The 23,709-nt window shown below is 70.1% G+C and carries 19 protein-coding genes and 1 pseudogene; 15 read left to right on the top strand and 5 right to left on the bottom strand.

What is annotated here, in order from left to right:
• The first annotated feature begins 431 nt into the window (after positions 1-431).
• From rpsB to FHU30_RS24885, 6 genes are all read left to right on the top strand, one after another.
• Positions 432-1,421: a 30S ribosomal protein S2 gene (gene rpsB / locus FHU30_RS24910; protein WP_253879018.1), complete on the top strand. Its 990-nt coding sequence runs from the start codon at positions 432-434 to the stop codon at positions 1,419-1,421.
• Between the two features lie 89 nt (positions 1,422-1,510).
• Positions 1,511-2,347: a translation elongation factor Ts gene (gene tsf, locus FHU30_RS24905; RefSeq protein WP_253879017.1), complete on the top strand. Its 837-nt coding sequence runs from the start codon at positions 1,511-1,513 to the stop codon at positions 2,345-2,347.
• 175 nt (positions 2,348-2,522) lie between these two features.
• Positions 2,523-3,221 carry a UMP kinase gene (gene pyrH / locus FHU30_RS24900; protein WP_253879610.1) on the top strand — a complete coding sequence of 233 codons (699 nt, stop codon included), beginning with the start codon at positions 2,523-2,525 and terminating at the stop codon, positions 3,219-3,221.
• Positions 3,222-3,254: 33 nt separating this feature from the next.
• Positions 3,255-3,812, top strand: a complete 558-nt coding sequence (frr, locus tag FHU30_RS24895; RefSeq protein WP_253879016.1) for a ribosome recycling factor — start codon at positions 3,255-3,257, stop codon at positions 3,810-3,812.
• A gap of 101 nt (positions 3,813-3,913) precedes the next feature.
• On the top strand, positions 3,914-4,981 hold the full coding sequence (locus FHU30_RS24890) for a phosphatidate cytidylyltransferase (protein ID WP_253879015.1): 1,068 nt from the start codon (positions 3,914-3,916) through the stop codon (positions 4,979-4,981).
• 254 nt (positions 4,982-5,235) lie between these two features.
• Complete coding sequence (locus FHU30_RS24885; protein WP_253879014.1) at positions 5,236-6,828, top strand: alpha/beta hydrolase; 1,593 nt, start codon at positions 5,236-5,238, stop codon at positions 6,826-6,828.
• A gap of 278 nt (positions 6,829-7,106) precedes the next feature.
• On the opposite strand, the gene FHU30_RS24880 is transcribed toward FHU30_RS24885, so the two are convergent.
• Positions 7,107-8,552, bottom strand: a complete 1,446-nt coding sequence (locus tag FHU30_RS24880; protein ID WP_253879013.1) for an aminopeptidase P family protein — start codon at positions 8,550-8,552, stop codon at positions 7,107-7,109.
• Between the two features lie 154 nt (positions 8,553-8,706).
• On the opposite strand from FHU30_RS24880, the gene FHU30_RS24875 reads away from it, so the two are divergent.
• From FHU30_RS24875 to FHU30_RS24860, 5 genes and pseudogenes are all read left to right on the top strand, one after another.
• A complete protein-coding gene (locus tag FHU30_RS24875; RefSeq protein ID WP_253879012.1) occupies positions 8,707-9,378 on the top strand; it encodes a GntR family transcriptional regulator in 672 nt (223 codons plus the stop codon).
• Positions 9,379-9,509: 131 nt separating this feature from the next.
• Entirely contained in the window at positions 9,510-10,649 is a 1,140-nt protein-coding gene (rlmN, locus tag FHU30_RS24870) for a dual-specificity RNA methyltransferase RlmN (RefSeq protein WP_253879011.1), read from the top strand.
• Positions 10,650-10,682: 33 nt separating this feature from the next.
• Positions 10,683-11,201 (top strand): DivIVA domain-containing protein, encoded by a 519-nt coding sequence (locus tag FHU30_RS24865; protein ID WP_253879010.1) that lies wholly within the window; start codon positions 10,683-10,685, stop codon positions 11,199-11,201.
• Positions 11,202-11,269: 68 nt separating this feature from the next.
• Positions 11,270-11,839, top strand: a pseudogene (locus FHU30_RS47925) (DUF1963 domain-containing protein); the annotation flags it as partial.
• A gap of 1,344 nt (positions 11,840-13,183) precedes the next feature.
• On the top strand, positions 13,184-13,468 hold the full coding sequence (locus FHU30_RS24860) for a YwqG family protein (protein ID WP_253879009.1): 285 nt from the start codon (positions 13,184-13,186) through the stop codon (positions 13,466-13,468).
• A 1,962-nt stretch (positions 13,469-15,430) separates the two neighbouring features.
• On the opposite strand, the gene FHU30_RS24855 is transcribed toward FHU30_RS24860, so the two are convergent.
• Positions 15,431-16,120 (bottom strand): hypothetical protein, encoded by a 690-nt coding sequence (locus FHU30_RS24855; protein WP_253879008.1) that lies wholly within the window; start codon positions 16,118-16,120, stop codon positions 15,431-15,433.
• Positions 16,117-17,448, bottom strand: a complete 1,332-nt coding sequence (locus FHU30_RS46305; protein WP_301323621.1) for an ABC transporter ATP-binding protein — start codon at positions 17,446-17,448, stop codon at positions 16,117-16,119. Before FHU30_RS46305 ends, FHU30_RS24855 begins: the two co-directional genes overlap by 4 nt.
• A 62-nt stretch (positions 17,449-17,510) precedes the next feature.
• On the opposite strand from FHU30_RS46305, the gene FHU30_RS24845 reads away from it, so the two are divergent.
• A complete protein-coding gene (locus FHU30_RS24845) occupies positions 17,511-17,930 on the top strand; it encodes an HIT family protein (RefSeq protein WP_253879007.1) in 420 nt (139 codons plus the stop codon).
• A gap of 418 nt (positions 17,931-18,348) precedes the next feature.
• Here FHU30_RS24845 and FHU30_RS24840 read toward each other — a convergent pair whose 3' ends face one another.
• A complete protein-coding gene (locus FHU30_RS24840) occupies positions 18,349-18,600 on the bottom strand; it encodes a type II toxin-antitoxin system TacA family antitoxin (RefSeq protein WP_253879006.1) in 252 nt (83 codons plus the stop codon).
• Between the two features lie 118 nt (positions 18,601-18,718).
• Positions 18,719-19,219 carry an Lrp/AsnC family transcriptional regulator gene (locus FHU30_RS24835; protein WP_253879005.1) on the bottom strand — a complete coding sequence of 167 codons (501 nt, stop codon included), beginning with the start codon at positions 19,217-19,219 and terminating at the stop codon, positions 18,719-18,721.
• Positions 19,220-19,388: 169 nt separating this feature from the next.
• Between FHU30_RS24835 and FHU30_RS24830 the strand changes: the two genes are divergently transcribed.
• The 3 genes from FHU30_RS24830 (at position 19,389) to FHU30_RS24820 (ending at position 23,709) form a co-directional block, all read left to right on the top strand.
• Positions 19,389-20,834 carry a gamma-aminobutyraldehyde dehydrogenase gene (locus FHU30_RS24830; protein WP_253879004.1) on the top strand — a complete coding sequence of 482 codons (1,446 nt, stop codon included), beginning with the start codon at positions 19,389-19,391 and terminating at the stop codon, positions 20,832-20,834.
• Positions 20,835-21,313: 479 nt separating this feature from the next.
• On the top strand, positions 21,314-22,462 hold the full coding sequence (locus FHU30_RS24825) for an ABC transporter ATP-binding protein (protein ID WP_253879003.1): 1,149 nt from the start codon (positions 21,314-21,316) through the stop codon (positions 22,460-22,462).
• 92 nt (positions 22,463-22,554) lie between these two features.
• Positions 22,555-23,709, top strand: a complete 1,155-nt coding sequence (locus FHU30_RS24820) for an ABC transporter substrate-binding protein (protein ID WP_253879002.1) — start codon at positions 22,555-22,557, stop codon at positions 23,707-23,709.

Raw genomic sequence — 23,709 nt, 5'->3', positions numbered from 1 at the left:
ACGTCGCCTGGTCGGCGCTGAAGGCCGCTGGGGTCCGGGCGGAGGCCGCCGGGCCTGCGCCGAAGGGCCCCGGCCCTGCGCCGAAGGTGGTCAGGAGGCAGATGATCACTGTTGTGAGCAGGGTCATGCCATGAGGGTCGCCGCATGCCACCGCGCGCCGCCAGCCGCCTCGTGATCTGTGGATAACCTCGGTCGCGACCGGCCGTGGCGGCGGTTGGTGAGCGCCGGGTCCCGTCATCCCGTAGACTTGGTTGACGGTCGCACGGTGGTCAACCCCGGGCGGCCGAATTCACGCGCCCGCCAGCCACCTGTGTGGGGCACGGCCTCTAGGTCCGCCGGTTCCGGCGGTGGGGCGGTGTACGGGCGCAGATCACCAACCGAAACGTGGCCCTGGCCCCACAAGGCCGGGCCGGACAGGAGAACACGGGCTCATGGCTCCCGTCGTCACCATGCGGCAGCTCCTCGAGAGCGGCGTCCACTTCGGCCACCAGACGCGCCGGTGGAACCCGAAGATGAAGCGCTTCATCCTCACCGAGCGCAACGGCATCTACATCATCGACCTGCAGCAGTCGCTGTCCTACATCGACCGCGCCTTCGAGTTCGTCAAGGCGACGGTCGCGCACGGCGGCACGATCCTGTTCGTCGGTACCAAGAAGCAGGCTCAGGAGGCCATCTCCGAGCAGGCCACCCGGGTCGGGATGCCGTATGTCAACCAGCGCTGGCTGGGCGGCATGCTCACCAACTTCTCCACCGTCCACAAGCGGCTCACCCGGCTCAAGGAGCTGGAGGAGATCAACTACGACGACGTGGCCGGCTCCGGGATGACCAAGAAGGAGCTGCTCGGCCTGCGTCGCGAGAAGGACAAGCTGGAGCGCACCCTCGGCGGTATCCGCGACATGGCGAAGGTCCCCTCCGCCATCTGGATCGTGGACACCAAGAAGGAGCACATCGCCGTCAACGAGGCGAAGAAGCTCGGCATCCCCGTCGTGGCCATCCTGGACACCAACTGCGACCCGGACGAGGTCGACTACCCGATCCCGGGTAACGACGACGCCATCCGCTCCGTCGCGATGCTGACCCGCGTGGTCGCCGACGCCGTCGCCGACGGTCTGATCGCGCGCGCCGGCGCCGGCCAGGGCGGCGACGAGAAGCCCGCCGCCGGCGGCGCCGCGGCCGAGCCGCTGGCCGAGTGGGAGCGGGACCTCCTGGAGGGCAAGCCCGCCGAGCAGGTCGAGAGCGAGGCGCGCGCCGAGGACGGCGGCGCCACCGAGGTCCAGAGCGGCGCCGAGACCGAGCGCGCCGTCGAGTCCGAGGCGACCGCGAAGCCCGCCGAGACGCAGGCCGCCGAGACGCCGGCCGAGACCGTCGCCGAGGCCGAGGCCGCGATCGCGGAGAAGCCGGCCGAGGCCGACCAGTCCTGAGCCCCCGATCCCCGGTGCGCCGCCCCGCCGAGGCGGCCGCCGGGGATCGCCATGGGCACCACGACCACTGACGAGAGAAGCGAAGAGCGATGGCCAACTTCACCGCCGCGGACGTCAAGCGCCTGCGCGAGCTCACCGGCTCGGGCATGATGGCCTGCAAGGACGCCCTCACCGAGTCCGACGGGGACTTCGAGAAGGCCGTAGAGATCCTGCGCCTGAAGGGCGCCAAGGACGTCGGCAAGCGCGCCGAGCGCACCGCCGCCAACGGCCTGGTCGCCGAGCACTTCAACGGCTCCGGCGACGGCGCCCTGCTCGAGCTCAAGTGCGAGACCGACTTCGTCGCCAAGAACGCCGAGTTCATCGCGCTGGCCGACCGGATCGTCGAGTTCGCCGCCGGTAGCGACGCGACCGACGCCGAGAGCCTGCTGGCCGCCGAGATCGAGCCGGGCAAGACCGTCCGCGCCCTGATCGAGGAGAACAGCGCCAAGATCGGCGAGAAGCTGGAGCTCGGCCGGTACGTCCACTTCAAGGGCGTCTTCGTGGCCAGCTACCTGCACAAGTCCGACCCGTCCCTGCCGCCGACCACCGGCGTGCTGGTCGAGTTGGACAAGGAGAACGCCGAGGTCGCCAAGGACGTCGCGCAGCAGATCGCCGCGATGGCGCCGAAGTACCTCACCTTCGAGGAGATCCCCGCCGAGGTGATCGAGAAGGAGCGCGCGCTCGCCGAGACCAAGACCCGCGAGGAGGGCAAGCCCGAGGCCGCGATCGCCAAGATCGTCGAAGGCCGGGTCAACGCCTACCTGCGCGACTTCGTCCTGCTGGAGCAGGCGTTCGTCAAGGACCCCAAGAAGTCGATCGCCAAGCTGGTCGGCGAGAACGGCGTCCAGGTCGTTCGCTTCGCCCGCTTCAAGGTCGGCCAGGCCTGACGCACCCTGGAGACAGGACGAGTTATCGCTGAAGTCGACCGAGGAGGCCGCCGACGTGCCGGACACCAACAGAACTGACACGACGGCGGCCTCGTCGTCTGCCAAGGACGCGCCGCCTTCCCGCGACGCGCGCGAGAAGGAGACCCACGCCCCGAAGGCGGGCTGGAAGCGCGTCCTGCTGAAGCTCTCCGGCGAGGCGTTCGCCGGGGGCGAGCCGATGGGCATCGACCCCGAGGTCGTGCAGCACGTCGCCGAGGCGATCGCCGAGGCCGTGCAGGACGGCGTCCAGGTCGCGGTCGTCTGCGGCGGCGGCAACATGTTCCGCGGCGCGGCACTGGCCGAGCGCGGCATGGACCGGGGCCGCAGCGACTACATGGGCATGATCGGCACCGTGATCAACTGCCTGGCGCTGCAGGACTTCCTGGAGAAGCTCGGGGTCGACACCCGGGTCCAGACCGCCATCACGATGAGCCAGGTCGCCGAGCCCTACATCCCGCGCCGCGCCATGCGGCACCTGGAGAAGGGCCGCGTGGTCATCTTCGGCGCGGGCCTCGGCCAGCCGTTCTTCTCCACCGACACCACCGCCGCCCAGCGCGCGCTGGAGATCGGCGCGGAGGCGGTCCTCAAGGCCACGCAGGTGGACGGCGTGTACGACGCCGACCCCCGCAAGAATCCGGATGCGGTCAAGTTCGACCGATTGGATTACGGTGAGGTTCTACAGCGGGGCCTGAAGGTCATGGACGCCACGGCCATCAGCCTCTGCATGGACAACACGCTCCCCATCGTGGTCTTCGACCTCATGGGGCAGGGCAACATCGTCCGGGCCGTCCGCGGTGAGAAGATCGGCACGCTGGTCAGCCCGGCCGAGCAGTGACGGCACGGACCATCGGATGACACGGGAGTCGAAGTGATCGACGAGACCCTCCTCGAGGCCGAGGAGAAGATGGAGAAGGCGGTCGCGGTCGCCAAGGAGGACTTCCAGGCCATCCGCACCGGCCGGGTCAGCCCCGCGATGTTCAACAAGATCACCGCGGAGTACTACGGCACGCCCACGCCGATCAACCAGCTCGCGTCGTTCACGCTGCCCGAGCCGCGGCTGGTCATCGTGCAGGTGTTCGACAAGTCGTCCATGGCGGCGGTCGAGCGCGCGATCCGCGACAGCGACCTCGGCGTCAACCCGTCCAACGACGGCAACGTGATCCGGGTGGTGTTCCCCGAGCTCTCGGAGGAGCGCCGCAAGGAGTTCATCAAGGTCGCCGGCGGCAAGGCCGAGGACGCGAAGGTGTCGGTCCGCAACATCCGCCGCCGCGCCAAGGACACCCTCGACAAGCTGGCCAAGGACGGCGAGGCCGGCGAGGACGAGGTCCGCCGCGCGGAGAAGGAGCTCGACGACTCCACGCACCGGTACGTGGCGCAGATCGACGAGCTGCTCGAGCACAAGAAGGCCGAGCTCCTCGAGGTTTGATGGAACTGGACAAAGCCGGGGGGCCCGCACGCTCCCCGGACGAGCCGGCCACTCCCGGTCCCGCGGGCCCGTCCGATGAGGCGGGCCGCGCGGACCGTACGGTGACCGAGTCCGCTGCGGCGGACGCGAGCGGCGCCCAGGACGCGCCGGGGGAGACCCCGGCCGGGACGGGTGCCGCTTCAGGCGTGCCAGGCGAAGCCTCGTACGCGCAGGGAGACCCGCAGGAGGACTCCGCCTTCTCGGCTTCTGAGAACGGCGCCGGTTCCGGGAGCGGCCACGGTCCTGTGGGTGGGGACGGTCCTGCGAGCGGGGCTGGTTCTGCGAGCGGGGACGGTTCTGCGGACGCGCCGGAGAAGCAGAAGAAGTCCGGCCGGAACCTGCCCATCGCCGTCGGTGTGGGCGTCACGCTCGGCGGGCTCGTCCTGCTGTCGCTCTACACGTTCAAGCAGATCTTCCTCGCCGTCATGGTGGTGTTCCTGCTGCTCGGCCTGCGGGAACTGAGCGAGGCGTTCCGGACGCGCGGGATCGAGGTCCCGTTCATCCCGCTGGCGGCGGGCATGGTGGCCGCGCCGGTGGTCTCCTACGTCTGGGGCACCAAGGGGCTGGTCGCGGCGGTCGCGCTGACGACGCTCGCGGTCCTCGTCACACGCATGGTGGACGGCTCGGACGGCTATGTCCGGGACGTTACTGCGGGCGTTTTCGCGGTCGGCTACCTGGTTCTCATGGGCGGCATCGTCGCCTTGCTGATGAAACCGGACGACGGCGACCACCGCATCGTCATCTTCATCGCGGTGACGGTGGCCAGCGATATCGGCGGCTTCTTCGCGGGGTCGTTCCTGGGCAAGCACAAGCTCGCGCCCACGATCAGCCCCAAGAAGACCTGGGAGGGCGTCACCGGCTCGGCCCTCACCTGCATGCTCGTGGGCGGCGTGCTCGTGGCGGTGCTGCTGGACGACGGCCAGTGGTGGCAGGGCGTGGTGATCGGCCTGGCGGCCGTCGTCACGGCGACCGTCGGCGATCTCATCGAGTCCATGCTGAAGCGCGATCTGGGCATCAAGGACATGGGGACGCTGCTGCCGGAGCATGGCGGCGTTATGGACCGGCTCGATTCCCTGGTTGCGACGGCTCCGATCGTGTGGCTGCTGCTGGAGCTTTTCGTCCCTGCGTAGACAGCTGAAACTGGCCGCCTGGACAGGCGGCGCGTCGGGCGAGGCCCCGGGATCCTTCCCGGGGCCTTTGTCATGATCCGGTCCGGTCCGAGTCGCTTGTGTCGGTCCGGGCGGCCGTCCAAGTTCGATCACGGTTCGGTCACGGCTTGGCAGGAGTGTAGTGCGTGACATTGCACTGCCACATGCTTCTGTCGGGCCGGTCAGGCCCCGCGGGGCCTTCCTCGTCCCGGTCCCGCGCACCGGAGGAGACACGCATGAGGAGATCCGTAGCGCTGGCGATGACCGCCGCGGCGGCGTCGTCCGCCCTGGTCGTCGCGGCCCTGCCCGCACAGGCCGCACCGGGCCGCGCGCCCTCGGGGACGGCCGGGTACAGGCCGCACCTGGACTGGAAGTCCTGCGGGGACGCGGCCAACCCCCGGCTGCTGTGCGCGAAGCTGGAGGTCCCGCTCGACCACGCCCGGCCGAACGGCCCGAAGATCAAGATCGCGGTGAACCGGCTTCCCGCGACCGCTCCGGCCGCCCAGCGGCAGGGGCCGATCCTGCTCAATCCCGGCGGTCCGGGCATCAGCGGCCTGTGGATGGCGCCATGGGTTCCCTCGAAGATGCCCGCGGACGTCGCCGCGTCCTACGACTGGATCGGTTTCGACCTGCGCGGTACGCAGAGCAGCGAGCCTCACATGGCCTGCGACCCGAACTACTTCAACGGGCCACGTCCCGACTACCAGCCGAGCGCCGGAACCGAGCAGGCCTGGTTGCGCAAGGCCGCGGGCTACGCCGCCGACTGCGCCTCCAAGTACGCCGACCTTCTGCCCCACCTCCGCACCGTCGACATCGTCCGCGACATGGACGACATCAGGCAGGCGCTCGGGGAGAAGAAAATCAGCTTCTTCGGCTGGTCCTATGGGACGACCCTGGGGTCCACCTATGGCGCGCTGTATCCGAAGCATGTGAAGCGCCTCGTCCTGGACAGCATCGTCGGCCCGCACATCAGCTGGTACGAGCAGAACGTCCGGCAGGACCTGCAGCACGAGAAGCGCTTCAAGGCCTTCACCCAGTGGGTCGCCAAGGCCGACGGCACCTACCACCTCGGTACGGACGCGTCCGGTGTCGAGCGCAAGTGGTACGCGATGCGCGCCTCGCTCGGCAAGGACCCGGTGGACGGCAAGATCGGCGCGGACGAGCTGGACGACACGCAACTGGCCGGCGGCTACGACCCCGCGAAGTGGCCGCGCCTAGCGACCGTCCTCGCCGCCTACACCAACAGCAAGGACGCGGGCCCGCTGCGCGTCGCCTACGACCGGTACGCCGCGCCGGACCCCAGCGACGACTCTTTCGACCTCTACAACGCCGTCCAGTGCAGCGACAGCACGTGGCCCCGCGACTGGAGCTTCTGGCGTAAGGACCAGGCCCGCATCGACAAGAAGGCTCACTTCTACACCTACAGCAACATGTGGTACAACGCCGCGTGCGTCTTCTGGGCGGGCAAGGGCGGCGAGCGTCCGCGCATCACCGGCAAGGGTCTGCCTACGGCGCTGCTGTTCCAGGCCACCGAGGACGCCGCGACCGTCTACCAGGGCGGCGTGGAGATGGCCAAGGCCATGCCGAACTCGCGCTTCGTCGTCGAGCAGGGCGGCGGGCGCCACGCCATCACGCTCGCGGGCAACGCGTGTCTCGACAAACCCCTGATCGACTACCTGCGCGACGGTACGCTGCCCAAGGATCATGGCCTGGTGGACCTTCGCTGCGCCAAGACGCCCGACCCCACGCCCACCTGGGTCGGTGTGGCGAAGGCGGCGGCGCAGCCGGGCGAGTCGGTCCGTCCGCTGGACGACTACCGGATCCGCTGACCCGTGTGAGGCCGGGGCCTCAACGGGGCGGTCCCGGCCTCGCGCGCACGAGCTGAGGCGTTGAACCTCGGCTCGGCCTATGAACTCCGGGCCTCACCCATGGCCCGGCCCCATGAGGAACGGCCTCCCCGAGAACCGGGGAGGCCGTTCACTGCGTTCTGCGCCTGGCGCCTACAGTGTGTCCGTCATGCGGCTACAGCAGATCGCCGCGCAGCCGCAGTAGTGCTGCGATTGAGCTTCAGCAGGACGCTGGCCAGGGCTGGCGGGCTGCCGTCTAGCTAGAGCAGGTCTGCCATCCAGCTTTCGACCTCGTCCGGGTGGCGCGGGAGGTCGGACGACAGGAGGCGGGCGCCGTCTTCGGTGACGACGAGGTCGTCCTCGATGCGAACGCCGATCCCGCGCAGTTCTTCGGGCAGCGTCAGGTCGTCTGGCTGAAGGTAAAGTCCGGGCTCCACGGTGAGGACGTGCCCAGGCTCCAGGACGCCGTCCAGGTAGGTCTCCGCCCGCGCCTTGGCGCAGTCGTGGACGTCCATGCCGAGCATGTGGCCACTACTGCAAAGCGTGTAGCGGCGGAAGATTCCGGAGTCGGGGGCTAGAGCCGCCTCTGCGTCCGGGATGACGCCCCAGTCCTCAAGTCCCTCGGCGATGACGCGCATCGCGGCCAGGTGGAAGTCGCGGAAACGGGCCCCCGGCTTGACGGCCGCGATTCCCGCCTCCTGCGCGCGATAGACGAGTTCGTACACGCGGCGCTGCTCGGGCGTGAACTTCCCGGAGATCGGCAGCGTGCGCGTGATGTCGGCGGTGTAGAGGGTGTCGGTCTCGACGCCCGCGTCCAGGAGAAGCAGTTCACCGGGACGCAGCGGGCCGTCGTTGCGGATCCAGTGCAACACGCACGCGTGCGAGCCGGCCGCAGCGATCGTCTCGTAGCCCACGCCATTGCCCTCAAGGCGCGCGCGCATGTTGAACTGGCCCTCGACCCAGCGTTCGCCACGCCTGTGCGCGAGTGCCTTGGGCAGCGCAGTCACGACGTCCCGGAATCCGAGGGTCGTGTAGTCGACGGCCGCGGCGAGCTGTGCGACCTCCCAGTCGTCCTTGACGAGTCGGAGTTCGGAGACGAAAGAGGCGAGTTCTTGGTCGGCCAAAGCGTCAGAGTGCGCGGGAGCCAAATCGTCGACTTCCGCGTCCACGCCACGCATCACGCGCGTCGGCACCTCGCGCCCGCGCAAAGCGTCGGCCAGCTTCTCCTTGGGGGCGGCCTCGATCTGAAGCGTTCGCTGCAGTTCCTCAAGGGTGCGGCGTCGGCCTACCCAGAATTCGCCGTGGCGGCGGTCCCGGTAGAACTCTCCGGTGTCGCGGGGCGAACGCGGGTGCGTGAAGAGCGTCGCCTCATGGCCGTTCGCCGTTGGCTCTAGGACGAGCACCGAATCGGGGACCGCGCCTACACCGGTCTCACCCGTCAGATGGACGAACGCCGAATGCGGCCGGAACGGGTAGTCGCTGTCGTTGCTGCGGACTTTCAGCCCACCGGCCGGGATGACGAGGCGCTCACCCGGAAAACGTTCCGAAAGCGCGGCGCGCCGCTTCGCGGCATAGGGCACGGAGTCGAGGGGCGCGGGCGCGAGCGAGGTATCGGCCCACGAATGGGAGAAGTACTCGGCCAGCGCGTCGGAGACGGGCAGGTCGTGGCTGCCGGTGGCGAAGCGGTCGGCTTCGGCGTCGGACATGGGCGTCCCTTCGGGTGTCCCGGCTGGAAGACGGGGTGAAGGCCAGGTGGGGCGGGTTGGCCGCACTGTAACATTTCACATTGTATCTACGGGCCGTGTTGTGACGGTGCGTCACAATGTGACACGCTACCGGCCAGGGGAAGAAGGAGCGCCCGTGACCGAAACGCCGAACCTGCCCGCACTCGGGGCCCGCCCGAACGTCCGGGAGGAGATCGCCGAGGCGCTGCGCGCCGCCCTGGTCGCGGGCGAGATGCGGCCGGGCGTGGTGTACTCCGCGCCGGTCCTCGCCGAGCGCTTCGGGGTCTCCGCCACGCCGGTGCGCGAGGCGATGCTCGACCTCGCCAAGGAGGGGCTCGTCACGGCCGTCCGCAACAAGGGCTTCCGTGTGACCGAGCTGACCGCGCGCGATCTGGACGAGATCACGGCCGTCCGCACGCTGATCGAGGTGCCCACGGTAGGCAAGGTCGCCGAATCCGTCCCGTCCGAGCGGATCGCGGCGTTGCGGCCCATGGCCGAGGCGATCGTGGAGGCCGCCGAGCGCGGCGACACCATCGCCTACATCGAGGCCGACCACGCTTTCCACCTGGAATTGCTGGCCCTGGCAGGGAATCGGCACCTGATCGAGGTTGTCGAGCGCCTCCGCTACCGGTCGCGCCTTTACGGGGTGCCCAAGCTCGCCCAGAGCCAGGAACTCGCCTTTTACGCGCGCGAGCATCTGGAGTTGCTCGACACGATCGCTTCGGGAGACCCGGGCGCCGCGTCCGCCGCTATGGACCACCACCTGCGGCACGTCCGGAACGCCTGGGCGGACGACCCGACCCCATAGGCGGCATGCGGCGCCCGCAGGGGCGCTCCAGAGCGAATGGCCCAGGGAGAGTGCTCCCGGGCGGTGTTCCTAGGGCGGGTGGCCTGGAAGCGTCCAAGGCATAGGCCGGGGTTTGCGACACTGGAAGAACCATGTCTGCCACCGCCGAACCGGCCGCCACCGCTAAGAAGACCCCAGCGAAGCTCGTTTTCGCCGCTCCGCGCCGGGGCAAGCCGCCGCGCCATCTGGCGGACCTGACCGCCGCCGAGCGCCGGGAGGCCGTCGCCGAGCTCGGCGAGAAGCCGTTCCGGGCCGACCAGCTGTCCCGGCACTACTTCGCGCGGCTGGAGGACGACCCGGAGCAGATGACCGACCTGCCCGCCGCCCTCCGCGAGCGGCTGGTCGGGGCCCTGCTGCCCAAACTCCTTGACCCTGTACGCGAACTCGCCTGCGACGACGGGAAGACGCTCAAGACCGTCTGGAAGGCGTTCGACGGCGTCCTGTTCGAGTCGGTGCTCATGCGCTACCCGGACCGGGCCACGATGTGCGTGTCGTCACAGGCCGGATGCGGCATGAACTGCCCGTTCTGCGCCACCGGGCAGGCGGGGCTGACGCGGAACCTGTCCACCGCCGAGATCGTGGAGCAGGTCGCCGCGGGCGCACGAGCGCTGGCGCGCGGCCGTATACCGGGCGGTCCCGGACGGGTCTCCAACATCGTCTTCATGGGCATGGGCGAGCCTCTGGCCAACTACAAGTCCGTGATCGGCGCCGTCCGGCGCATTACCGACCCTGCCCCTAGTGGATTGGGCATCTCCCAGCGCTCCGTGACGGTTTCCACGGTCGGTCTCGTGCCTGCGATCGAGAAGCTTGCCGCCGAGGACATGTCGGTGCGGCTCGCCCTCTCCCTGCACGCCCCGGACGACGAGCTCCGCGACGACCTCGTGCCCATCAACAACCGCTGGAAGGTCGCCGAGGTCCTGGACGCCGCGTGGGCCTATGCCGAGCGGTCCGGACGCCGCGTCTCCATCGAGTACGCACTGATCAAGGACGTGAACGACCAGGCGTGGCGGGCCGACCTGCTCGGCCGCCTCTTGCGCGGACACCTCGTGCACGTCAATCTGATCCCGTTGAATCCCACACCGGGTTCCAAGTGGACCGCCTCCCGGCCCGAGGACGAGCGCGAGTTCGTCCGCCGGCTGGAGGCCCACGGGGTCCCGGTCACGGTCCGCGACACGCGCGGGCGCGAGATCGACGGGGCCTGCGGCCAGCTGGCCGCGTCCACCAAGGACTGAGCCCCGGCCGCGCGCCCCGGAAGGAGAACGCCGGTGGCTGCGACGGCCGAAGGCTTCCCGGTGGTGATGCGCGGCTACCACCGCGTCCAGGTGGACGAGCTACTGGGACGCGTCCGCGCCGCCCTGGACGGCAGCGGGCCGCCACTGACGGCCGACGACGTCCGGCAGGCCCGGTTCGACGTGGTGATGCGCGGCTACGACCGGCGCGCTGTGGACGCTCTGCTCCAGGAGACCGTCCTGGAGCTCCAGGCCATGGCCGCTACGTCCGCCGCGCCGCGCCACCGCCGTCCGCATATTCAGCCCGAATGGCTTGTCGGGTGGGTGCACAGCGTGCGCTTCCCTAGAGCGATCGCTCGTCAGGGCTACGTCATGGCGGACGTGGACGCCTTCCTAGACAGGGTCATCGCGGGCCTACGCGGCACCCAGCCGCCGGTAAGCGCGCGCGACGTGCGCGAGGCGACCTTCCGTACCGCCAGGTTCAACGGCGCCTACGACGAGCAGGACGTCGATCGCTTCCTCGCCCAACTGGCCGCGGCCCTCGAACAAGACTGACCGGAGAGTTATCCACAGATCGGCGGGCGAGTGGCGGCGGCCGGCGGGGGCCGGTCACGCTGGGTCACATGAACGCCGAACTGTTCCGCCAACTGCACCCGCTCTTCAGCGCCTTCCTGACGCCGGAGACCGCCGGGATCCTGCTCACGCTGGCCCGTCCCGCGCTGCGCCTCGTCCCGGCGACGTCCGGCGCCGTCCACCTCGGCGGCTCGCCGTTACTCCCGGCGGGCGAGCCCTGGCCCACCGCGTCGGGCCGCCCGCTCGCCCACCTCGGCACGATCGACTTCGCCGGGCTTCCGCCGACGGACGGCCTCCCGAGGCTGGGCCACGCCTCGTTCTACTACTCGGGCACCAGGCCCGGTCCGTGGGACGCCCCCGACACGTCCGGCACCTTCGAGACCTGGCGCGTCTACGCCCGCGATCTCAAACCGGCGACACCTCCCGTGCCGCCGGCCGTCCCTGAGCCCCGTTCCTGGGGCGCGGCTCCCTTTTGGTCGCTGCCGAGCCCGCTCGACCCGGCCCTCGACCTGCTCGAACAGGCCCGCCCCGGCACGCTCGGCCCATACCGCCCCCTCTACGAAGGCTGGCTAGACCAGATCTGGCCGGACGACGGCCCCCGTCACCAGCTCGGAGGATGGCCCGTACTCCTGGAGAACCACCGCCCCCTGGGCCCGCCCGGCTCCGCCCCCCTGGGCCCGCCGGGCTCCGCCACCTTCACTACGCCGCCCCCTCCTTCACCTGCCGAACTCGAGTCGGCGCCACCCACGCCATCCACCGAACCCGATCAGATCATCCGCCTAGCCGACTACCGCCGCCCCACCGAGAAGAAGCACCGCCGCACCGCACCGAACCGCCACGTCCCACCCCAGGCCGTCGCCGAAAGCGCGACAACCACCCACGCCACCACAAGCCCGATCGCAACCGAGCCGCCCCTCCCCACTACCTCCAGCCTCCACCCCGAGGAAACCCCCAACGAACCGCCAGACCTCACCGATGAACCCCCGCGCTTCATCGTCCTGACCCCCACCCCAGAACCAGCCCACCCGCACAACAACCCGCCCACCGACCCAGCAACGCCAATTCCCAACTCACCCGCCCCGGACGACACCCCAGAACCCCGCCCTTCCACCACGCGAGTCCTGAGCACCGATCCCAAGCCCCCGCTTCCCCGCCCACACGACCTGAATGCCGCCCCAGAAAGCCCGCTTCCCCGCCCACGCCTGGAGGCCTCTCCGGATACGCGTTCGGCACGCCCGCGCAGTCAGGACGCCGATCCCCGAACGCCGCTACCTCCTCCTCACGCCCCGACCAACGACCCGGAAATCACACCTCCCCACCCGTCCGGCCTAGAGAACGCTCCGAAACCGCCGCTACCCCGACCGCGCAGCCCAGAGACCGCCCCGAAAACGTCGCCGCCTCGTCCGCGCGACCTGGAGACCGTCCCGGGAACGCTGCCGGTTGGTCCGCGCAGCCTGCAGGATGCTTCGGGAACGTCAGCGGCCCGTCCGCCCAGCCTGCGGGACGCCTCGGGAACGTCGCCGGCCCGTCCACGCGGCTTGGAGGATGCGGGGGGAACGCCGCCGGGCCGTCTGCACGGTTTGAAGGACGCTCCGGGAGCGCCAGCGGCTCGGCTGCACCGCTTGGAAGATGCTCCGAGAGCGTCGGCGGCCCGTCCGCCCAGCCTGCAGGACGCCTCGGAAACATCGTCGGCCCATTCGGGCGGCCCGGGGGATGCTCAGGGGACGCCGGGGGACCGTCCGCGCAGCCTGGAGAGCGCTCCGGGAACGGCGTCGACTCGCCCGCGCAGCCTGGACGGCGACCCGGAATCTTCTCCTCGCCGTCCGCTGGGACCGAGCCGGGAGCCGTCCGGACCCGATGGTGACTCTCTGCCGGATGCCACAGATCATGACCCGGCGTTCCTTTACCCGCGGACCCAACGGCGCTCGGTCTCGGTCCTCCCGGCGAATGTGCACTCCATCCGCTTGGACGAGGTCCGGGCCGCCGTCGCGGCGGCGAGATCGAGTGCCTCCGCTGACCAGGAGGCGTTCGCCGCCGCCCAGGCGAGGCGAGCGTCCGAGGCCCGTAAGGCCGCCACACGCCGACTCACCGACCGGCTCCGCGAGAGCCTCAACACCAGACGCCTCATCCTCCAACTCGACTCGGACCCACCCTTGGGCTGGTTCTGGGGCGCCCCAGGCCGCCTGTACTTCACCGTCCAGCCAGACGCTCCCCTGGAAAGCGCCTGGCTCAACCACCACGCGCTATGACACCACGCGTCCTCGGAGACCCGCATGCCTCCTTCACACGTCCCGCCCGCTCGTCCGCCGCCCTCGTCCCCACCCGAGCAGCCGCCACCGCACGCCAACGGCCGCAGACCCACGCCCGCCCCAACCAATGACGCCGTCCCACGAGCTGAGATTGCGGCAATAGGCCACAACAGCCGATCACCTCGCTACCTGTACCACCCAGCAGGTTGTTCGCCTCACTCTGCACTGACCTCCGCCTTCGCGTTCACCCTCGCCTCTGGCATTGCCAGTCGGAGGTCGCAGTTGCGATTGCGTTCGGCGTCGCGGTCGATGTTCGCGGTTGCTGCTGCGGTCGCACTCAGCGTCCTCGATGTCTCGTCGTGGTTGTGGTCGTTCGGCCCGGCCGTGCCGTGCCCAGCAGGCTGTTCGCTCCGCGCTGCGCTGACCGTCGACTCCGCCGTCCTCCGCGTTGGCGGTCGTGGTGGAGGTTGCAGCGGCCGTTGCGTTCGGCGTCGCGGTCGGCCTTCGCGGTTGCCGTTGCGGGCGTGTTGGCGTCCCGATTGGCGTGGGCGTGAACCCGGTCGTGCTGCGCCCGGCCGTGGCCCGCCGCGCCGTGGCCATGCGCCAGCCGCACCTCGGCTTGCCCCGGCCGTGCCTTAGCAGGCTGTGCGCCTCACGCTGCGCTGACCTTCGCGTTCGCCTCGGCCTTCGCGTTCGCCTCGGCCTTCGCGTTCGCCTTCGTCGCTGTAGCAGTCACCTTCGCCTTCGCCGTGGCTGGAGGAGTTGAGGTCGCAGTTGCTGTTGCGTTCTGCGTCGTGGTCGGTGTTCGCGGTTGCCGTTGCGGTCGTGTTGGCGTCCCGATGTCTTGTTGTGGCCCCGGCCGTGCCTACTCCTCGGCTGTGTCGTGCCTCAGCAGGCTGTTCGCACCGCGCTGCATTCACCGTCGCCTGCGTCGTCGCCTGCGCCGCTCTTCGCCGTTGACGGTCGAAGTCGCAGTTGCCTTTGCGTTCGGTGTCGCAGTTGGCGTTCGCGGTTGTTGTAGCCGTAGTAGTTGGCGTCGCCGTTGTCTTGCCGTGGCCTCTGGACGCGTCCCGGCGGTGCCGTGCATCAGCAGGCTTGTTCGCGCGCGCGGCACTGACCGTCGCTTGCGCTGGCTCCCCGTTGGCGGTCGGGGGCGACGAGGGTGCAGCGGCTGTTGCGTTCGGCGTTGTGGTTGGCGTTTGCGGTTGCTGTTGCGGTCGTAGTTGGCGTCCCCGTGTCTTGCCGTAGTTGTGGTCGTGGCCCCGGCACAGCCCGGCCCCGTGCCGGGGCCGGGCTCCGATCGCACCCGACCTGCCTGGACGCACCCCGACTGTGTTGCGGCCGTGGACCCGATCGTGCCCGGCCTTGCTGTGGCCGCGACGTCCGTGTTGTGGCGGCGCCCCCCGGGTCGTGCCGGGGCCGTGCTCTGGCGTGCCCCCGGGCCGCCCGTCCTGCCGGCCGTCCGTGCCTCCCGGCCGTCCGTGTCTGTCGGCGGTGCGGTGCCTTGGCCGTCCGTACCTCGGCGGTGCGGTGCCTTGGCCGTGCTGGGGTCGTGGGCCTGGGCGTGTTGTGGGCGTGGTTGGGGCGGGGGGGGCGTGAGCGCGAGGGGTGGGGGTGAGCGTGGTTGTTGGGGCGTGGTGTTGCTTGTGGTGTTGGGCGGCGCGGGGCGTAAGGGGTGGTTCTTGCTCTGGTGCGTCCGCCTGCGGGCTCGGCGCTGAGCTCGGTCTCTCCGGCTTTGGCGAGCTCGGAAGCTGTTCGGCCTCGACGACCTGCGCGCGACGTGACGGTTGGTCGGCGGGCACGGGGTGTGCCTGGCTGGTGGAGGGCGAGGCGCGGGTCAGGTGGGACGTGGAGATGCGTGGGACGTGATGGGACGTGGGGCGAGTGGAGGTGGGGGGCGGGGCAAGTGGGGCGGGGTAGCAGGTGGGGGCGGTAGGGGCGGGCTTGGTTGGGGGCTGGGGGTCAGGTGGGGGTGGTTTGGCGGTGGAGGGTTAGGAGGTATCCGGTGGCTGCTGCGGCGCACCAGAGGAATAGGTGGAGGAGGACTGCTGGGAGGGAGGACTGGAGGTTGGACGGGCCGTTGTGGGCCGCCTTTATCCAGTCCAGGTAGGGGATGGCTAGGAAACTCAGGCGTCCTAGGCCGAGGAGGAGGGACGCGGTGAGGATGGCGAGGAGGGTCAGGAGGGAGGCGCCTGCACCAGGGATGATGGCTCGGCTCGTCCAGGCGCCGATGAGGGTTCCGGCGGCGCAGGCGAGCGGGACGAGCAGGGCTGCGGCGGCCGTGGTCGCCGCGGGGACTCCGATGGTCAGCGCTTGGAGGAGGGGAGCTGCGAAAAGGATGAGGCCGAGGACGGTGCTGGCCGTGAAGGCGGCGAGGAGGCCCGCGATGGCCGACTGTCGGACGGCCAGGAGGGTGATCCAGCGCTGGACGGTGGGTTGGGTGTCGAGCAGCGAGCGGGACGTCCATGCCGAGAGCGGAACCATGAAGGCTGCGGCGTCCCCCAGAGTGCCGGTGGCGAGCTTGATCCGGTCGGGACCGCTCGGCCACTGCCCGAACACGAGAAGCACCAGCAGGACCGCGACGATCAACGGGGGAAGGAACCTCATGGAACGGAGGTAGCCGGCGAGCTGGAAGCGGATGAGGGCGATCATTCGGAGGCGCCCCTTCGAACGGTCCGTCCGGCGGCGCGCAGTTCACGTTCGACGGCGTCGGCCTCGTCCGCCCGCACGACCACCTCTAGGACCGTCCATCCGTCAGGAACGTCTGAGGATGATTGCGACGAAGCTGTTCTGCGTGAGTAGCCGTTGGTGGCGCCTGTCGATGCTTCGGCTGTGTCTGGGGTCGGCTGGAGTGGTGCGCCAGGGCTGGGGGTGTGCGGGCCGTCCGGTGGCTCTTGGGTGCTGGTGCGTGATGTGCTCTGGCTCGTTCTGGGCGGGGTGGGTTGGGGGTCTTTGGATGAGGCGCCTTGCTCCGGAGCGTCCGCCGGCGCGTTGATCACCTGGACGGGCGAGCGGGGCGTGGTGCTTGCCTCTGGGAACGGAGGCGCCGGGGTTTGATCCAAGGCGGCGGAGACATCGACGCCGGATGCCGCAGGTGAGGCGCTAGCGGTGGACGTATCGGGGGAGGCGGTGGCGGCGCGTGCATTAGGCGAGGCGGTAGCGGGGGGTGCATCAGGCCCGGGGGCGGGCGTTGATGGGGTTGGTGTGCCGGGTGTCGTCACTGCTCGGCTGGCCGCGTCCTCAGCCAAGGATTCGGGGGTCGGCTTCGGGGCGGAGGGGGCCTCGGGGGGTGAGGTGGGGGATCCGGGGCCGGGGGTGCGGATGGCGATTGGTGAAGTGGGGTTGGGGGTGCTGGTTGGTGCGGGGGTGGGTTCGGTGAGGGTGTTGTTGGCGAGGTGGAGGTGGCGGATGGGTGGGAGGTTGGTGATGGCTGGGTGGTGGAGGAGGCGTTGGTGGTCGCTGAGGACGATTGTTGTGCCGTTGGCGGCGAGGGTGGCTAGGAGTTCGGGGAGTTGGGCCAGGGTTGCGGCGTCCAGGCCGGAGAAGGGTTCGTCCAGGAGCAGGAGCTTGGGGGAGGGGAGTAGCGCTTGGATGAGGCCCACTTTTTGCGCGCTTCCCTTGGAGAGTTCGGGGAGCGGGGTGTTCAGGAGGTGATCGAGGTTGAGGAGGTGGGTCCAGTGCTGTGAGGCGTCGCGGGGGAGGTTGTGCAATGCGCACATGTGCGCCAGGTAGGTGGTCACCGTGAACGGCTGGTCGGCGGGGAAGCGTTCGGGGGCGTAGCCGATCGAGGCGGGGCGTTCGGTGATCTTGCCGCGGCGTGGGCGGTGCAGGCCGGCCAGCAGGCGGAGCAAGGTCGACTTGCCCGCGCCGTTGGGTCCTGTGAGCTCGATGATGTCGCCGGGACCGAGAGCGAGGGTGACGTCGCGGAGCACCCAGGGGCCACGCCGTCCGTAGCGGAAGGCGACAGTGTCGAGGCGCATAGGCTGCGCACGGTAGCCGAATCCGGGTAAGGGCGGTGTGAGCCGCGGGGAGGACGGGGCGGATGGCGGAGACGCCGTGCGTGTTCTGCGAGATCATCCGGGGCGAGCATCCGGCGCACGTGGTGCTGGACGTGCCGGAGGCGCTGGGCTTCCTGGACGCCCGACCGCTGTTCAAGGGGCACACGCTGCTCGTCCCGCGCGTCCACTACGAGACGCTGGTCGACCTTCCGGAGCAGGAGGTCGGGCCGCTCTTCGCGCAGGCGCGGCGCCTCGCGGGCGCCATGGAGACCGAGCTGGGCGCGGCCGGCTCCTTTGTGGCGGCCAACAACCGCATCAGCCAGAGCGTCCCTCACCTGCACGTTCACGTGGTGCCGCGGAACCGCAAGGACGGTCTGAAGGGGTTCTTCTGGCCCCGGCACAAGTACGAGTCCGATGAGGAGGCCGCAGAGTACGCCGCCCGGCTGCGCACGGCACTGGGGTGATCAACCCCGGCTCGGGTCGGTGGATTCTCCGTGGATGCGCTCAGCCAGGGCATAGCCGCCGGGGCCCGTGACCCGCTCCGTGGCCCGGTTCTGACTTGCTGCGGCTTTGGGGTGTGCGGACGCCGTGACGCCCGTGCTGACCGGCCTGGTGGGCTGGCTCGCCTGCTCCGTGGCCCGGTTCTGACTTGCTGCGGCCATGGGGGTGTGCGGACGCCGTGACGCGCTGATTGGCCTGCAGGTCTGGCTCGCCGTGCTCGCGTTAGGCGCGTGGGTTGCGGTCGGCGCTTGGGCTGCGGGTTGGTACTCCAACGGCACTTCGCCGGGGCCGGTGCCGTGGCCTGCGGGGACGTTTGTGGTCTGGTCGGCCGCGTGTGACCAGCACTCTTGTGCTTGGTCGCCTGCGAGTGCCGTTGGAGTGTCAGGAGGTGGGGGTGAGGAGGGCGGTGTAGGGGGTGAGGGCTTCCGCGGGGAGGGTGGGGGGTGCGGGGGTGGACTGTTCGTAGAGGTCGCGTTCGGCTCGGTCCAGGGCGGCGGTGAGGACGTACTGGGGGACGGTCCAGCCCAGGAGGTCGGCGGCCTTGCGGAGGGTGAGGAGCTGGTCCGCGGTCGTGGGGACTTCCAGGTGTTCGGGTCGGGGGGCTGGAAGGGCCTGCTCAACCGACTCGGCCATGGTCGGTCTCCTTCCTGGGAGCACTTCAAGGTACGCCGGTGGGCTCCGGAGCGGCATCCCCGGTCGCGGGCGGGGGTCGAGGGAGCGGGGGTTTCGGACGACGCGAATCAGGGGGGCGTCAGTGCGTGCCCCAGGTGTAGGTCTGCTTGCGGAGCTTGAGGTAGACGAAGCTCTCGGTGGAGACCACGCCGGGGACGGCCCGGATGCGGCCGAGGAGTTCGAGGAGCTGCTCGTCGTCCTCGCAGACCAGTTCGAGCAGGATGTCGAACGAGCCGGCGGTGATGACGACGTAGTCGATGGCCTCGACGGCGGCGAGGTCGTCGGCGATCTTCTCCAGGTCGCCCTCGCACTTGACGCCGATCATCATCTGCCGGGAGAAGCCGAGCATCAGCGGGTCGGTGACGCCGACGATCTGCATCACGCCGGTGTCCAGGAGCTTCTGGACGCGCTGCCGGACGGCGGCCTCGGACAGCCCCACGGCCTTGCCGATCGCGGCGTAGGAGCGGCGGCCGTCCTGCTGGAGCTGCTCGATGATCTGCTTGGCGGTCTCGTCGAGCGGGACGGCGGCGCGGCGCTCGCGCCCGGCGGGCGGGCGGCGCTCCGGGGAGCGGTCCGTCATGGTGGGGTCTCCTTGGTGCGGCATCATGGGTGAGAGTGGGGCTTGGTGATGGATTCAGTCGTGAAATTCGATCGTAACAACGGAATCCCTTGCCATAGCGGGGAACCTCTGTAAGGGTCGGGGCCAACGACAGGTCCGGCTGCGGCGGCCATCAGGGAAGGGGTCGACGATGACCAGCGAGCAGGCGAGCAGGCTGCGCAACTTTATCGGCGGCGAGTACGTCGACGCCAAGGACGGCAGGACGCTCGACGTGGTCGACCCCAGCACGGGCGAGGTGTGGGCGACCTCCCCGAACTCCGGCGCGGACGACGTGGACGCCGCCTTCCGCGCCGCCGCCGACGCGTTCCCCGCCTGGCGCGACGCCACCCCCAAGGACAGGTCGCTCGCGCTGCTCCGGTTCGCCGACGCCTTGGAGGCCCGCGCGGACGAGCTCGTCGCCGCCGAGTGCCGGGACACCGGCAAGCCCCTGAAGCTGACGGCGGCCGAGGAGATCCCGCCGATGGTGGACAACATCCGGTTCTTCGCCGGGGCGGGGCGGATCCTGGAGGGCAAGGCCACGGCCGAGTACCTGCCCGACCACACCTCCTCGGTCCGGCGCGAGCCGATCGGCGTGTGCGCGCAGGTCACGCCGTGGAACTACCCGATGATGATGGCGGTCTGGAAGTTCGGGCCGGCGCTCGCCGCGGGGAACACCGTGGTGCTGAAGCCGTCCGACACGACCCCGGCGAGCACGCTGCTGCTGGCCGAGATCGCCTCGGAGTTCCTGCCGCCGGGCGTGTTCAACGTGGTGTGCGGCGACCGCGACACCGGCCGCGCGCTGGTCGCCCACCCCGTCCCGCAGATGGTGTCGATCACCGGCAGCGTCCGGGCGGGGATGGAGGTCGCGCGCGCGGCGGCCGACGACCTCAAGCGCGTCCACCTCGAACTGGGCGGCAAGGCCCCGGTCGTGGTCTTCGACGACGCCGACATCGAGTCGGCGGCGCAGGGGATCGCGGGCGCCGGGTACTTCAACGCCGGGCAGGACTGCACGGCGGCCACCCGCGTCCTCGTCGCCGAGCGGCTCGCGGACGACTTCACCGCCGCCCTCGCCGAGGCCGCGCGCGCCACTACGGTCGGCCCGCCGAACCCCGACGAGGACGCCGACTTCGGGCCGGTCAACAGCCGGGCGCAGCTGGAGCGCGTCCAGGGCTTCATCGACCGCGCCCCCGATCACGCCCGGCTGGAGGCAGGCGGCGCGCGGGTGGGCGACCGCGGCTACTTCTTCGCCCCGACCGTCGTCAGCGGCCTGCGCCAGGACGACGAGATGGTGCAGAACGAGATCTTCGGCCCGGTGATCACCGTGCAGCGGTTCGCGGACGAGGAGCAGGCCGTCCGCTGGGCGAACGACGTCCGGTACGGCCTGTCCGCGAGCGTGTGGACGCGCGACCACGGCCGCGCCATGCGGATGACCAAGGCGCTCGACTTCGGCGCCGTCTGGGTGAACACGCACATCCCGTTCGTGTCCGAGATGCCGCACGGCGGGTTCAAGCATTCCGGCTACGGCAAGGACATGTCGATGTACGGAGTGGAGGACTACACCCGCATCAAGCACGTCATGCACTACATCGGCGCCTGATCCGCGCCGCCCGCGCCCGTCCGGACGGTTCGGCCCGCCGTGCAAGCCATCCCGCCCAGGAAGACCGGCGGAACACGCGATGTCCCACCGGTTCCCAAGCCCCGCCCCTACGCCCAAAGGCCACGGTGCCCGGCCAAGCGGCGTGGGGGCGGTGAGGTCCGGCGGCGGGCGGGCGTGGAGATCATCGGGCGCCGGGGACGGGGAACCCGGGGTCCGGAAGGTGGCCGGACGGTCGAGAACAGGCCGGGCCAAGGACTTCTCGCAGGTGGGCGCCCGCGATGGAGTCGGACGAGGTCGGTCGGCATGGAGGACGGATCCGTGCCGGCGCATAGCATCTGGACGTCGCTTCGGCGTGTCCATCAGGGCCGGACCCGCGTCCCGCGGGGCCGGTCCGAGGCCGAACCCCTGGTGGGGGAGGCCGCCCCCCGGGTGCTCCGTGCAGGGAGTGCCGCACTCCGATCCCCGTGAAGGACCGTGTCATGACCGAGACCCAGCACGCGCCCCTCCGCGACGATCCCGGGCGTGCCGAGGACGCCGTGCCCGCGATCGAGCTCGCGGGGGTGCGCAAGGAGTACCACGCGTACGGCGAGACCGTGGCGGCCGTCCAGGGGGTGGACCTGGCGATCGCGCAGGGCGAGTTCTTCTCGCTGCTCGGGCCGTCCGGGTGCGGGAAGACGACCACGATGCGCATGGTCGCGGGCTTCGAGGAGCCGACGGCGGGCGAGGTGTACCTGCTCGGCGAGTCGGTGACCGGGGTGCCCGCGAACCGGCGGGACGTGAACATGGTGTTCCAGTCGTACGCGCTGTTCCCGCACATGAGCGTGTTCGAGAACGTGGCGTTCGGGCTGCGCCGGAAGCGCACGCCGAAGGCGGAGATCACCGAGCGCGTCACCGAGATGCTGAGGATCGTCGACCTGACGGGCCGGGAGAGGCGGCGGCCGAGCGAGCTGTCCGGCGGGCAGCAGCAGCGGGTGGCGCTGGCCCGGGCGCTGGTGAACCGGCCGCGCGCGCTGCTGCTGGACGAGCCGCTCGGCGCGCTGGACCTGAAGCTGCGGCAGGCGATGCAGGTGGAGCTGAAGCGCATCCAGCGCGAGGTCGGCATCACGTTCGTGTACGTGACGCACGACCAGGGCGAGGCGCTGACGATGTCGGACCGGATCGCGGTCATGAACGACGGCCTGGTCGAGCAGCTCGGGACGCCGCGGGAGATCTACGAGCGGCCCGCCAGCAAGTTCGTCGCCGGGTTCATCGGGACGTCCAACCTGCTGGCCGGGGACGCGGTGGAGAGCGGCGGCGGGACGTCCGTCCTGAAGCACGGCGACGGCGGGCGCATCGAGGTCGGGCGCGAGTTCGCCACCGGCGACAAGGTCGAGCTGACCGTCCGGCCGGAGAAGATGCAGATCACGGCGGACGAGCCGGGCGACGGCCTCTGCCGGGTGCACGGGAAGGTCAGCGAGGTCGTCTACCTGGGCACGTCCACGAACTACAACGTGACCACGGACGGCGGGGCGGACGTCGTGGTGTTCGTGCAGAACGCGATGAACGCCGAGGACGTGGCGCGCCGCGGCGACACGGTGTGGCTGTCCTGGGAGCCGCAGCACTCGTACGTGATCGGGAGCGCGGAATGACGGCCGACCGCCAAGCAGCGGCTAACCGCCGAGGCGCCTCGGATCCGGCGTTGCGGCGCGGGCTGACGACGCGGCGCGGGTTCCTCGGGGCCGTGGGTGCGGCAGCCGGTGCGGCGGCGCTGGCCGGGTGCGGCATCCCGGGCCGGGGCGGCAACGGGATCGTCACCCAGGCGGACATCGACGAGTACTGGCACGGACGGTCCGGGAAGGGCCACATCAACTGGGCGAACTGGCCCGGCTACATGGAGGACGACCGGTCCACGATCAAGGCGTTCACCAAGGAGACCGGCATCTCGGTCACCTACAAGGAGGCCATCCAGGAGGCCGCGGACTGGTTCGGGAAGATCCAGGCGCCGCTGGCGGCGAACCAGTCGATCGGGTTCGACCTGATGGTGGTCACCAACGGCATCCAGTTCACCGAGCTGGTCGAGCTGGGCTACCTCGCGCCGCTCGACCACCACCGGCTGCCGAACTTCGCGAGGTACGCGAGCGCCAAGGCGAAGAACCGGGCCTACGACCGCAACAACATCTTCAGCATCCCGTACGTCTCCGGGATCACCGGGATCGCCTACAACAGCAAGTACGTGAAGGAGCCGATCACCAGCATCCAGCAGCTCTTCGACCCGAAGTACAAGGGCCGGGTCGGGATGATGAGCGACTCGCAGGAGCTGGGCAACTTCGGCATGCTCGCGCTCGGCATCGACCCGGAGAAGTCGACCGAGGACGACTGGAAGCGCGCCCGCGAGGTGCTGCGGAGCCAGCGCGACAAGGGGATCGTCCGCAAGTACTACGAGCAGGGCTACATCGACGCCGTCACCAAGGGCGACGTGTGGCTGACGATGGCGTGGTCCGGCGACGTGTACACGCTGTCCAGCCCGGACGTGAAGTTCGTGGTGCCCAAGGAGGGCGGCACGATCTGGAGCGACTGCATGATGATGCCGAAGACCGCCGCCAACCCGGTGGACGCGATCCGGCTGATGGACTGGCTGTACGCGCCGCAGAACAACGCGCCGCTGACCGAGTACATCAACTACGTCACGCCGGTGCCGGCCGTCCAGGACATCATCCGGAAGGACGCCGCGGAGGCGTCCGCCAAGGACAAGCCCGACCTGGACCGGCTCGCGACGAGCCCGCTGGTGTTCCCGAGCCCGGAGGAGTACGCGAAGCTGCGCACCTACCGGTCGCTCAGCAACGCCGAGGTGCCGCGGTACCAGAAGGTCTTCCAGACGATCTCGCAGGGGGCCTGA

Origin of the sequence: Actinomadura rupiterrae (assembly GCF_024172125.1) — a bacterium.
GTDB lineage: Bacteria > Actinomycetota > Actinomycetes > Streptosporangiales > Streptosporangiaceae > Spirillospora > Spirillospora rupiterrae.
The sequence above is the reverse complement of the archived record's forward strand: the minus strand, read 5'-3'. Positions and strand labels throughout refer to the sequence as shown.